The organism is Shewanella sp. MEBiC00475, assembly GCF_005234075.1.
GTDB lineage: Bacteria > Pseudomonadota > Gammaproteobacteria > Enterobacterales > Shewanellaceae > Shewanella > Shewanella polaris.
The window spans coordinates 500794-513902 of sequence record NZ_CP039928.1 but is presented as its reverse complement, the minus strand read 5'-3'; the positions used below and the strand labels follow the sequence as shown (position 1 = coordinate 513902).

Below are 13109 nucleotides of genomic sequence, written 5' to 3'. Positions count from 1 at the left end.
TCATTATTGCATCATCGGCCCAAAGCCAATACTCCATAAAATAATACTACTTCCCATCAACGCGACTAATAATACCAGGCCTGCTGTAACAACTGAGCTTGAATAAATAAAGCCCTTTTCTTCAGGAATATTCATAATGATAGGAACACCTGCATATAACAGATAAACCGAATAGGATAAGCCAACTAATCCGACGATCATGATGAACCATAATACTGGATAGAGTGCTGCAAGACCGACCATAAATAAGGGCGTTGCAGTATAGGACGCTAATTCGAGAGCTTGAGTGTAGGTTGGATCTGCATCAAATGTTTTGCCCATCCAAAAGGCCAAATAAGCCAGTGCCAGAACGCCAATTATTAAGCCAAAATACATACCTATGGACATAAATAATGCGCTTTGAGATGTGAGAAACAGTGATTCTCCTACGCCAGGATGCCAACCAATATGAGCGGTTGCAAAATAAGAGCAAATTGCAGGAATAAGTGCAATAAGTAACACATGACTTAAGCTACTTTTTAGTGCTTCATGGTTTTTTTCAATTGTTTTCCACTCTTGTTTCGGATGAGTGTAAAGCCCCATTAAGTGATTCAGTACCATTATAGTTATCCTTGTTTAGCATTTCTGACCTAGCTCGCCAAACAACGACGAACTGACTACAGCTTTGTACCAATCGCCTTAATCAGTCCACATCAACTTATCAACAGGGTTATGGTGTTGGCAAATACACTGAGGTAGTTCCTCATTGCTAACATCTATGTTGTTAAGTTATGACTCTATCCCAATTTAGAATCATCATTTAAGGTGATCGATAGCACCTGTTACAAAATCGTTAAATTTAGATGCTTGGCTTATTTATTGAACATAAATAGACATTCGTCAAGTTGTATTATGTTTTTAACTTCAGAAAAGAAGACTCTGTAGGTAAGATAGTCCAAGAATTTTGAGAGGATTATTTATTTGATGCAGCAATTACTCGTTCCTATTTATGATTTCCTAGGTTGTGAAACCCCTAATAGTTGGGTTGAGCAGGCAAAGCAGTCTGAGCAACTTAACGCATTACTCATTGATCACTGCAACTGCGAGCTAAAAGCTGCGCAAACAGCTATTTTTATGATCCGTAAATATGCGATTGATAAAACGAGCGCAAACTTATTAAAAGATTGGGCAAAGCCTTACGAAGATTTTGTTTATCAGCAAGATCGTAATGTGGCAGCATTTTTGGCCCGTGATATTAAAAAAAATGATATTACCAACGAATTAGTCGTCAGTAATAATTTAGTCATAAGTACTGATTTAATGAATAAGATGGTGCGACTGGTCAAAGAAGAGTTTCATCATTTTGAACAAGTGCTGCAAATCATGACATCACGTGGTATTGACTACAGTAATATTCGTGCCGGCCGTTATGCCAAGCAATTAATGACTCATGTACGAACTCACGAACCTGCTACCATTATTGATAAATTGATTATAGGAGCATTTATTGAAGCTCGATCATGCGAACGGTTTGCCAAGATCGCACCGCACTTAGATGATGAACTCGCTAAATTTTACATTTCATTACTTCGCTCAGAGGCACGGCATTATCAAGATTATTTAACCCTTGCTCAGAATGTTGCGGGCACCGATATAAGTGAGCGAATTGATTATTTTCGTGAAAAGGAAAGGGAATTGATTTTGTCCGTAGATGGCGAATTTCGTTTCCATAGCGGTGTACCAGCAGTATAGCTCGGTGAGTTAACCTCCGAACTTATACTTTGCTTATGACGTATAGCTAGACATGGTTTAATGGGTGCAGTTTGTTTCTAGGAAGGGCAGTTGTAAAAGCTCACAACCGTTTTCGCTAACGTTTAATACGCTACCTTGTGTATACCAATCACCCACGACTACTCGCTGTTGTTGATGGCTTAATTGATGAATGGCAGGCCGGTGAGTATGGCCATGGATCATTCGCTGACAGTCAGTACTGGCTAAAAGTTCGGTTACCGCACTAGGTTCAACATCCATAATCTCATAGTGTTTTTGTTGATTGCCTTGGACACTTTTTTGACGAATTTTTGCGGCAATGTTTAAGCGGGTCTTTTTGGGTAAGTGGGAGTAAACCCAACGTACAAGTCCTAAACTTCTAAAGCGCCTGAATCGCTGATAAGCAAGGTCAAGGGTGCAAAGGCTATCACCATGCAAAATCACGGTATTAACACCGTACAAGTCGATACAATACACCTCTGGTAGCACTTGCATACCTGCTTGTAGGCAAAATTGTTTGCCGACCATAAAATCACGGTTACCATGAATAAAGTAAACGGGCATGGTGTTGGAGACTATTTTAATGGCCTCTGAGATAGCAATGCTAAAGGGTTCGGCAATATCATCACCCATCCATACTTCGAATAGGTCGCCGATGATATAAAGCGCCTCAGCATCGTCTAAACCATGGCTTAGAAAATGCACAAAGGCTTGAGTGATATCGGGGCGATCAGCACTTAAATGTAAATCGCCCACAAAGACAGTTCTTTTCACTATTACGCTTTAACGCTAACGCTTTCGATCACAATAGCCTCTAATGGCACATCTTGATGCATACCATTATTACCGGTTGCAACATTTTTGATTTTTTCAATAATGTCTAAACCTTCAACGACTTCACCAAATACACAGTAACCCCAGCCTTGAGATGTTTCAGATTTAAAATCAAGGAAGGTATTGTCATTAATATTAACAAAGAATTGTGCTGTAGCTGAATGTGGATCTGATGTGCGCGCCATGGCAACAGTGCCTTTACGGTTCGATAAACCATTGTTAGCTTCATTCTTGATTGATGCTTTTACACTTTTTTGGCTCATATCTTTAGTGAAACCACCACCTTGGATCATAAAACCGTCAATGACACGGTGAAAAATAGTACCGTCAAAAAAACCATCTTCTACATATTGCATAAAGTTAGCCGCCGTAATAGGTGCTTTTTCTTCATTTAGTTGCAAAGTAATATCGCCCAAATTGGTGTGTAAAGTAATCATGTTGTCTCACTTAAAAAGATAATTTGTGCGATTCTAACTTATCTTAAGTGCCGCTTAAAGTGCGGTGTTCAAAACAGGTGGCATCATGCTAGAATCTGGATTAATATTTCCCGTTATAAATTAGTGTAAAAGAGACCAATCGATGTTAAAGATTTACAATAGTATGAGTCGTGAGAAACAAGAATTTATACCAATAAATCCAGGTAAAATCGGAATGTACGTCTGCGGCGTGACCATTTACGATTTATGTCATATTGGTCACGGGCGTACCTTTGTTTCGTTTGACATGATAGTGCGCTATTTACGCTACATAGGTTATGAGGTTAATTTTCAGCGAAACATTACCGATGTTGATGATAAAATTATCAAACGTGCTGCTGAAAATAATGAATCTTGCGAGTCTCTCACTGAACGTTTAATTGGCGAAATGCACCAAGATTTTGATGCCTTAAATATGAAACGACCTGATTTCGAGCCTAGAGCTACGTTACATATGGAAGAGATTATCGATATGGTTCAGCGTTTACTTGAGCGCGACCATGCTTATGTTGCCAGCAATGGAGATGTATTATTCAGTGTTGCATCATTTCCTGAATATGGGCAGTTATCAGGCCAAAATCTTGATCAACTTCAAGCTGGTGCTCGAGTAGAAATAGACAATGCTAAACATAATCCAATGGATTTTGTGCTTTGGAAAATGTCTAAACCGGGTGAACCAACTTGGGAATCACCTTGGGGCCCGGGGCGTCCAGGGTGGCATATAGAATGTTCAGCCATGAACGGTAAACACCTTGGGGTTCATTTTGATATCCATGGTGGCGGCTCTGATTTGCAGTTTCCACATCATGAAAATGAAATTGCTCAGTCTTGTTGTGCTCATGATACCCCGTATGTGAATTATTGGATTCACACCGGAATGGTAATGGTTGATCGTGAAAAAATGTCTAAATCATTAGATAACTTTTTTACCATTCGTGATGTGCTTAAACATTATGATCCTGAAACCGTACGTTACTTCTTATTATCCGGTCATTATCGTAGCCAGTTAAATTATTCTGAAGATAATTTAAAACAAGCTCGTGCTGCTTTAGAGCGTTTATATACAGCGCTTAAAGATTTAGATTTAAGTGTAAAAGCAGCGCCTGCTGAAGCCTATGTTGCCAAGTTCAAATCAGCAATGGATGATGATTTTAATACACCAGAAGCCTATTCGGTGTTATTTGAGATGGTTCGTGAAATTAATCGCCTTAAACTAACCGATATGGCAGCGGCATCGGCATTAGGTGCCAGCTTGAAGCAATTAGCTGATGTGCTCGGCCTTATTAGCCAAACACCAGAGGCTTTCTTTAAGGGAGAGGGTAGTGACGATGAAGTGGCAGAAATTGAAGCACTTATCGTTGAACGTAACCGTGCCCGTACTGAAAAAGATTGGCCTGCTGCTGATGTCGCTCGCGATCGCTTAAACGAGTTAGGCGTTGTGTTAGAAGATGGCGGCCCTAGCGGTACAACATGGCGTAAAAAGTAATCTAATTCGCTCATTAACTAAAAAAGCCTGCAATTGCAGGCTTTTGTGTTATTAATCAGCATGATTTACGTATCTGAGATTTAGCTAGCTGTGATTTAAGTTAACTATGATATTGCTCGCAAGCGTACAGGGTGTTTTCTAACAAGCTTGCAATGGTCATCGGGCCAACGCCACCAGGTACAGGAGTAATAAAGGCCGCCTTTTCTGCGGCAACGTTAAATTCAACATCACCCACTAAACTGCCATTGTCTAAGCGATTGATACCAACATCAATAACAATTGCGCCTGGCTTTATCCACTCACCAGGAATAAAGCCTGGTTTACCTACCGCGACGACTAATAAATCAGCTTGACGCACTTTTTGTTCTAAGTTTTTAGTAAAGCGGTGACAGGTCGTTGTTGTACAACCTGCTAATAATAATTCTAGCGTCATTGGACGACCGACAATATTTGATGCGCCAACTACCGTCGCATCTAAGCCATATGTATCAATACCAGTTGATTTTATTAACGTCATAATGCCCATAGGCGTACAAGCGCGAAGTACAGGAATACGTTGGGCTAAACGGCCGACATTATATGGATGAAAGCCATCAACGTCTTTATCCGGACGTATACGCTCAATAACTTTTGAATCATCAATATGTTCAGGCAGAGGCAGTTGAACTAAAATCCCATCAATGCTTGGATTATCATTACACTTGTCAATTAGAGCTAACAGTTCTGCTTCAGTTGCGCTGGCGTCAAGATCAAAAGATTCAGACTCAAAACCGATTTCCTCACAAGCTTTACGCTTACTGCCAACATAAACTTGAGATGCGGCATCGCTGCCCACTAAAATAACGGCAAGACCTGGCGCACGAAATCCTGCTTGTCTTCGTAATGCTACTTTTTGCTTAAGTGTAGTGCGGATAGATTGTGCAATGGCTTTACCGTCAATAATTTGAGCAGTCATGGCTGTAGAGTTTCCTTTGAGTGACGCGGGTGTTGAAGTCAATTAGCGAACGGTGCTTATTCTAACAGGCGTATTGAAGAGTGTCATTTGCTAGACGAGGAAAATACAGTGAATAAACTATTCTCGCTATGATGCTAATCATCGTTTTTGCTGCTAAATTCGGCATATAGCATTAAGGGTTAAAAAAATCGTTGACGGTAGCAAGGTGACTCGTTAATATGCGCTCCGTTCTCGAGACAACCTTGTTATTGTGTAAAGATAATAAATGACTCGAATACGAAGCAATATTTTCGGTGATTAGCGCAGCCCGGTAGCGCATCTCGTTTGGGACGAGAGGGTCAGAGGTTCGAATCCTCTATCACCGACCAAATTAAATATTATTTGCTATAGTAGTGAATAATAGAACAAGTAAGATTGTTCAGCCAGACAGGATACGGCTTCAAGCTGTAACCATGCGCCCGTAGCTCAGTTGGATAGAGCACCCGCCTTCTAAGCGGGTGGTCGCAGGTTCGAATCCTGCCGGGTGCACCATTTCAGTGGTGATTGTAGCTCAGTTGGTAGAGTCCCGGATTGTGATTCCGGTTGTCGTGGGTTCGAGCCCCATCAGTCACCCCATTTTTCTGATTAAATTAAATTATCTCATACACACCCTCTAAGGGCTTTGCTGCTGCTTTTAAGTCACGACAATTCTTTTGCTATTAAGCATCTCAAGCGTAAATAAAAATTTCATTTCGCACATTAAACGTGCAAACACACCTTAATTGTGCATAAGTCGGCTTGTTTATCACGTAAATCGTCCTTTTCAGGCTCGACTCTGTTAAAAACGGTAGCTATAATGTCGCGTCTTGATAAATATCCAAAATGAGCTACCTGTACCAACAGTGTTTTCAGTATGAATAATATTGCTGTGTTGAGTGCCCTAGCTAAAAACATGGTCAAGAAACGAATATCTAATAGTTGAGTTGTCGACTATTACAAAGAACGTTAGACATATTTCGAGGTAAAACAATGCAAGTTTCTGTTGAAACAACTCAAGGCCTAGAACGTCGCCTAACCATTTCTGTACCTGCTGAGCAAATTGAGAAATTGGTTAAAGACAATGTATTACGCGAAGCTAAGCGTGCTCGTCTTCCTGGTTTCCGTCCAGGTAAAGTACCTATTACTGAAATAAACAAACGTTATGGTAAAGCCATTCGTCAAGACATCACTGGTGAAGTGATGCAACGTAACTTTATTGAAGCAATTGTGGCTGAAAAGTTAAACCCAGCTGGCGCACCAGTATTTACTCCGGGTAGTACAGATGGTGACAACTTCGAATTCGTTGCTACTTTTGAAATTTACCCAGAAGTTGTATTAACTGGTTTAGACAGCATTACCGTTGAACAGCCAAAAGCTGACGTAAATGACGCTGATGTTGACGTTATGATTGAAACGTTACGTAAGCAGCATGCTACTTATGCCGTTGTTGAGCGTGAAGCTGCCGATGGCGATAAAGTGAAAATGAACTTTATTGGTTCTATCGACGGCGAAGAATTTGAAGGCGGAAAAGCTGACGATTTCGAACTTCAATTAGGTAGCAACCGTATGATCCCTGGTTTTGAAACGGGTATTGTAGGGCATAAAACAGGTGACGAATTCGAAATCGAAGTGTCTTTCCCTGAAGATTACCATGCTGAAAACTTGAAAGGTAAAGCGGCTAAGTTTGTTATTACTTTGACTGAAGTTCAAGCGGCTAGCTTACCTGAAGTCAATGACGAGTTTGCTTCTTTGTTTGGTATTGCTGAAGGTGGCTTAGATGCACTTAAAGCTGAAATCCGCAAGAATATGACTCGTGAATTAGAACAAGCGCTAAAAGCGAATGTGAAAGAGCAGGTTATTACTGGTTTACTTGCTGCGAACGAAATTGCTATTCCTAAAGCGCTTGCAGATGGTGAAGTGAATGTACTTCGTCAACAAGCAATGCAGCGTTTTGGTGGTCAAACTGAAAATATGCCAGAACTTCCGGCTGAACTTTTCACTGAACAAGCTGAGCGTCGTGTTAAAATCGGTTTGCTATTAGGCGAAGTGATTAAGATTAACGAATTAAAAGCTGAAGATGATCGTGTTAATGCACTGATCGAATCTATGGCTTCAGCGTATGAAGATCCATCTGAAGTTGTTTCATACTACAACTCAAATAAAGAACTCATGCAAAACATGCGCAATGTAGCGCTTGAAGAGCAAGCTGTTGAAGCATTGTTAAAATCTGCAAAAGTAACCGTTAAAGACGTCGCTTTTGAAGAATTTATGAACAAGGCTACAGGACAAGCGTAAGCTAAGCTTGACTTAACAAGGCGTTCGCCATTTATAATGGCTCGTATGAGGTTCCTCATGCGGGCCATTTTTATTTTAGGGAAATGAATAATGCATAAAGCACCAGAATCAGTACTCAATGCTCTTGTACCTATGGTTGTTGAACAAACAGCGAAAGGTGAACGTTCATATGATATTTACTCACGTCTATTAAAAGAGCGAGTTATCTTTTTAGTTGGCCAAGTAGAAGAACACATGGCGAACCTTATTGTCGCTCAATTATTATTCCTTGAGTCAGAAAGCCCTGACAAAGATATTTATTTATACATTAACTCACCTGGTGGTTCAGTGACTGCGGGTATGGCTATTTATGACACCATGCAGTTCATTAAGCCAAATGTGAGTACGGTATGTATGGGCCAAGCAGCAAGTATGGGCGCATTCTTACTAGCCGGTGGTGCTAAAGGTAAGCGTCATTGTTTACCTAACTCACGTGTGATGATCCATCAGCCATTAGGTGGTTTCCAAGGCCAAGCATCAGACATTGCTATTCATGCACAGGAAATTCTAGGCATTAAGAATAAATTAAACGAAATGTTAGCCGAGCATACTGGTCAACCGCTAGATATTATTGAACGTGATACCGATCGTGATAACTTCATGAGTGCAACTCAAGCTGTTGAATATGGTATTGTTGATTCATTACTAACGAGTCGCGGTTAAACTGGTTGCTGATTTTCTAGATACTTTCAGGTATTCTGTATTTAAAGACGTTCCGTCATCAATGTGGTTATGATAAGTATCTACAAGCAGAGCTTAGGTTTAGCCTAAGTTGTAAACAGAGGTAGAATAATGGGCGATAACAAAAATAACGGTGACAGCGGCAAATTGCTGTACTGCTCTTTTTGCGGAAAAAGTCAGCATGAAGTCAGAAAACTCATTGCTGGTCCATCAGTTTATGTATGTGATGAATGTGTTGAGCTATGTAATGACATCATCCGTGAAGAGATCAAAGAGATTTCGCCTAAACGTGATGAAGACAAATTGCCGACACCGCATGAGTTACGCAATCATCTTGATGACTACGTGATTGGTCAGGATCAAGCTAAAAAAGTGTTAGCTGTAGCGGTATACAATCATTATAAGCGTTTACGTAATGGCGCAATTAAAGATGGTGTAGAGCTAGGTAAAAGTAACATTTTACTATTAGGCCCAACCGGTAGCGGTAAAACATTATTGGCTGAAACACTCGCTCGTTCACTTAACGTTCCATTTGCCATGGCAGATGCAACGACATTAACTGAAGCAGGTTATGTGGGTGAAGATGTAGAAAATATCATTCAGAAGCTACTGCAAAAGTGTGATTACGACGTCGAGAAAGCCGAACGTGGCATCGTCTATATTGATGAAATTGACAAAATTAGCCGTAAATCAGATAACCCTTCTATTACTCGTGATGTTTCGGGCGAAGGTGTGCAGCAGGCGTTGCTTAAGTTAATTGAAGGCACCGTGGCTTCTGTTCCTCCACAAGGCGGACGTAAGCATCCACAACAAGAATTCTTGCAAGTGGATACCTCTAAAATTTTGTTTATCTGTGGTGGTGCGTTTGCAGGGCTTGAAAAAGTCATTGAACAACGTGCACACACTGGTACGGGAATTGGTTTTGGTGCGGAAGTAAAAGGTGAAGCAGATAAAGCGACAATTTCACAGATCCTGAGCCAAGTAGAACCTGGTGATTTAGTGAAGTTTGGTTTAATTCCTGAATTTATTGGTCGTTTACCTGTTGTTGCAACACTAACCGAGTTAGATGAAGCTGCATTAGTACAAATTCTATCTGAACCTAAAAATGCGCTAACTAAACAATATAGTGCGTTATTTGAGATGGAAAATGTCGAACTTGAATTCCGTGATGATGCATTGCAAGCCATTGCGCAAAAAGCCATGTCTCGTAAAACCGGTGCGCGTGGATTACGTTCTATTGTTGAAAGCATTTTGCTTGATACTATGTACGATATTCCATCGAAACAAGGTGTGATTAAAGCTGTTGTTGATGAATCTGTTGTAAAAGGTGAATCAGCTCCTATTTTGATTTACGAAAATACAGAGACTCAGAAAGCGTCTGGCGAGCAATAATTACGCTGATAATAAGTAAATTGAAAAATAAGGAGTCCATTGGACTCCTTTTTTCGTATTAGCCATTGAAACTGATAACATCACCCCAATATAATCAGTATTAAGTCTTTTCATTAAACGGAATCGAGCCATGACCCAAGAGCGTGAAGCGCATATCGAACTCCCCGTATTACCACTGCGAGATGTGGTAGTTTACCCACATATGGTAATTCCGCTATTCGTAGGACGGGAAAAATCCATTCGTTGCCTAGAATCGGCAATGGAACAAGACAAGCAAATTTTATTGGTTGCCCAAAGAGATGCAGATCTTGATGAACCAACTAAGGACGATATTTTTGATATTGGTACAGTAGCCTCTATTTTACAACTACTGAAGTTACCTGACGGCACTGTGAAAGTATTGGTTGAAGGCGGTCAACGAGCCAAAATCAAAAAGTACACTCAAGAAGAAGAATTCTTCGTTGCAACAGCCGAATACCTCGAGTCAGAACAATTAAGTGACAAAGAGGAAGAAGTGTTAGTTCGCAGCGCGATTGGCCAGTTTGAAGGTTACATCAAGCTGAATAAAAAAATTCCGCCTGAGGTGTTAACTTCACTTTCTGGTATTGATGAAGCGGCTCGTTTAGCTGACACCATGGCCGCACATATGCCATTGAAGCTAGAAGATAAGCAATCTGTACTTGAGATGATAAATGTCGGCGAGCGTCTTGAATATTTAATGGCGATGATGGAATCGGAAATCGACTTGTTACAAGTTGAAAAACGTATCCGTACTCGCGTTAAAAAGCAGATGGAAAAAAGTCAGCGCGAATATTATTTGAATGAGCAAATGAAGGCTATTCAAAAAGAATTAGGCGATATTGACGAAACTCATGACGAATTTGAAGTGCTGGCGCGTAAGATTGAAGAAGCTGGCATGCCAAGTGATGCAAAAGAGAAAGCCTCTGCTGAGTTAAATAAGCTCAAAATGATGTCGCCAATGTCTGCTGAAGCTACCGTTGTTCGTAGTTACGTAGATTGGATGACTTCAGTACCTTGGAAACAACGCTCTAAAATTAAGCGTGACTTAGCTAAGGCGCAAGAAGTACTTGATGCCGATCATTATGGGCTTGAAAAAGTCAAAGAACGTATCCTTGAGTATTTAGCCGTTCAAAGTCGTGTTAAACAACTTAAAGGACCTATCTTGTGTCTAGTTGGACCTCCAGGTGTGGGTAAAACCTCACTGGGTCAATCTATTGCTAGAGCTACTGGGCGTAAATATGTACGCGTTGCATTAGGTGGAGTTCGTGATGAAGCGGAAATTCGTGGTCATCGCCGTACTTATATTGGTTCAATGCCAGGTAAAGTCATTCAGAAAATGGCTAAAGTGGGTGTGAAAAACCCATTATTCTTACTCGATGAAATCGATAAGATGAGCTCAGATATGCGCGGCGATCCATCGTCAGCATTATTAGAAGTGCTCGATCCAGAACAGAATGCAACGTTTAACGATCATTATCTCGAAGTCGATTACGACTTATCTGATGTCATGTTTGTTGCTACGTCAAACTCAATGGATATTCCTGGTCCTTTACTTGACCGTATGGAAGTGATTCGTTTAGCGGGTTATACCGAAGATGAAAAGCTTAATATTGCAAAACAACATTTATTGAATAAGCAAATTGAACGTAACGGCCTTAAAGCAAAAGAAATCAAGGTTGATGACAGCGCTATTTTAGGGATTATTCGTTATTACACTCGTGAAGCAGGTGTGCGTTCATTAGAGCGTGAATTATCGAAGATTTGCCGTAAAGTGGTTAAGCATATTTTACTCGATAAAACGGTTAAAGTTGTTGAGGTTAACCAGGATAACTTAAAGTCATTCCTAGGTGTCCAACGTTTTGATTTTGGTAAAGCTGAATCGAACAACCAAATCGGCCAAGTAACCGGTCTGGCATGGACTCAGGTCGGTGGTGACTTATTAACAATCGAAGCTACTTCAGTTGCAGGCAAAGGTAAATTAACTTATACCGGTTCGCTGGGCGATGTGATGAAAGAGTCGATTCAAGCGGCAATGACAGTGGTACGAGCTCGCGCAGAAAATCTTGGTATTAATAATGATTTTTATGAAAAGCGTGATATTCATGTGCATGTACCAGAAGGTGCGACACCAAAAGATGGTCCGTCAGCGGGTGCAGCAATGTGTACCGCGTTAGTGTCTAGTTTAACCGGTAATCCAGTACGCAGTGATGTTGCTATGACCGGTGAAATTACGCTTCGTGGTGAAGTCTTGCCGATTGGTGGTTTAAAAGAAAAGCTATTAGCAGCTCATCGTGGTGGAATTAAACATGTATTAATTCCTAAAGAAAATGAACGTGATTTGGAAGAAATTCCCGAAAATGTGATTGCTGACTTAACCATTCACCCGGTTCGCTGGATCGATGAAGTGCTAAAATTGGCGCTTGAACGACCAGTTGAAGGCTTTGAAGTGGTTAAAAAGTAGCTTGTTAGTTAAAAATTTGCTGTAGAGCATAAAAAAAGTGAAAAAAGGGGCTTAACAAAACGCTGACCTGTGGTAGCCTAGGTCTGTGGAGAGTCAGACGCACCAAGCCCTTGGGGCATCTGACAGTGAGCTGTATCCAATATCATTTTTTTGGTTTTCATACTAAGTTTGGTGCGTTATCAGACTTTTTAACATAAAGCCTCCGCAGACCGCTCTAAACACGGATTAGGTTGCGGCGCGACAATAACATTCAAGGGGATGACATGAACAAATCTGAACTAATCGAGAAAATCGCATCTGGTGCTGATATTTCTAAAGCGGCTGCAGGTCGCGCACTAGATTCTTTTATCGCTGCGGTTACTGAAGGTCTTAAAGATGGCGATAAAATTTCTCTAGTTGGTTTTGGTACATTTGAAGTGCGTCAACGTGCTGAACGTACTGGCCGTAACCCACAAACGGGTCAAGAAATTAAAATTGCTGCTGCGAACATTCCTGCGTTCAAAGCTGGCAAATCGTTAAAAGACGCTGTTAATTAATTATTAACAACGTGCCTTTGTAAGGCATTCGTAAAATAAGCACTGCTTAGGCGGTGCTTTTTACGAAAAGCAATATTGTTATGCATTGCATAGCACATATTGGGAGTATTGGGTTTTACCCGTGGTAGCGTCTGATAACTCCATATAATTTACAATAAGGCGCATT

At 40.7% G+C, this 13109-nt stretch carries 11 protein-coding genes and 3 tRNA genes; 10 read left to right on the top strand and 4 right to left on the bottom strand.

The window, feature by feature from the left end:
- Positions 1-3: 3 nt before the first annotated feature.
- Complete coding sequence (locus FCN25_RS02215) at positions 4-600, bottom strand: Yip1 family protein (protein WP_137221597.1); 597 nt, start codon at positions 598-600, stop codon at positions 4-6.
- Positions 601-963: 363 nt separating this feature from the next.
- Here FCN25_RS02215 and miaE point away from each other — a divergent pair, with 363 nt between their 5' ends.
- Entirely contained in the window at positions 964-1731 is a 768-nt protein-coding gene (miaE, locus tag FCN25_RS02210) for a tRNA-(ms[2]io[6]A)-hydroxylase (RefSeq protein WP_137221595.1), read from the top strand.
- A 57-nt stretch (positions 1732-1788) separates the two neighbouring features.
- On the opposite strand, the gene FCN25_RS02205 is transcribed toward miaE, so the two are convergent.
- A complete protein-coding gene (locus FCN25_RS02205) occupies positions 1789-2523 on the bottom strand; it encodes a UDP-2,3-diacylglucosamine diphosphatase (protein ID WP_137221593.1) in 735 nt (244 codons plus the stop codon).
- Between the two features lie 2 nt (positions 2524-2525).
- A complete protein-coding gene (locus FCN25_RS02200) occupies positions 2526-3020 on the bottom strand; it encodes a peptidylprolyl isomerase (RefSeq protein ID WP_137221591.1) in 495 nt (164 codons plus the stop codon).
- A gap of 142 nt (positions 3021-3162) precedes the next feature.
- Here FCN25_RS02200 and cysS point away from each other — a divergent pair, with 142 nt between their 5' ends.
- On the top strand, positions 3163-4545 hold the full coding sequence (gene cysS, locus FCN25_RS02195; protein ID WP_137221589.1) for a cysteine--tRNA ligase: 1383 nt from the start codon (positions 3163-3165) through the stop codon (positions 4543-4545).
- A gap of 100 nt (positions 4546-4645) precedes the next feature.
- Here cysS and folD read toward each other — a convergent pair whose 3' ends face one another.
- Complete coding sequence (folD, locus tag FCN25_RS02190; protein WP_137221587.1) at positions 4646-5500, bottom strand: bifunctional methylenetetrahydrofolate dehydrogenase/methenyltetrahydrofolate cyclohydrolase FolD; 855 nt, start codon at positions 5498-5500, stop codon at positions 4646-4648.
- 291 nt (positions 5501-5791) lie between these two features.
- Between folD and FCN25_RS02185 the strand changes: the two genes are divergently transcribed.
- The 8 genes from FCN25_RS02185 to FCN25_RS02150 all read left to right on the top strand — a co-directional run bounded on the left by FCN25_RS02185 (position 5792) and on the right by FCN25_RS02150 (position 12943).
- Positions 5792-5868, top strand: a tRNA-Pro gene (locus FCN25_RS02185).
- 86 nt (positions 5869-5954) lie between these two features.
- Positions 5955-6031 (top strand) — tRNA-Arg (locus FCN25_RS02180).
- Positions 6032-6039: 8 nt separating this feature from the next.
- A tRNA-His gene (locus tag FCN25_RS02175) sits at positions 6040-6115 on the top strand.
- A gap of 393 nt (positions 6116-6508) precedes the next feature.
- Complete coding sequence (gene tig, locus FCN25_RS02170; RefSeq protein ID WP_137221585.1) at positions 6509-7813, top strand: trigger factor; 1305 nt, start codon at positions 6509-6511, stop codon at positions 7811-7813.
- Positions 7814-7903: 90 nt separating this feature from the next.
- Entirely contained in the window at positions 7904-8515 is a 612-nt protein-coding gene (clpP, locus tag FCN25_RS02165; RefSeq protein ID WP_137221583.1) for an ATP-dependent Clp endopeptidase proteolytic subunit ClpP, read from the top strand.
- Positions 8516-8644: 129 nt separating this feature from the next.
- Entirely contained in the window at positions 8645-9925 is a 1281-nt protein-coding gene (gene clpX / locus FCN25_RS02160) for an ATP-dependent protease ATP-binding subunit ClpX (RefSeq protein ID WP_137221581.1), read from the top strand.
- Between the two features lie 130 nt (positions 9926-10055).
- On the top strand, positions 10056-12407 hold the full coding sequence (lon, locus tag FCN25_RS02155) for an endopeptidase La (RefSeq protein WP_137221579.1): 2352 nt from the start codon (positions 10056-10058) through the stop codon (positions 12405-12407).
- 263 nt (positions 12408-12670) lie between these two features.
- Positions 12671-12943: an HU family DNA-binding protein gene (locus tag FCN25_RS02150; protein ID WP_137221577.1), complete on the top strand. Its 273-nt coding sequence runs from the start codon at positions 12671-12673 to the stop codon at positions 12941-12943.
- Positions 12944-13109: the final 166 nt, after the last annotated feature.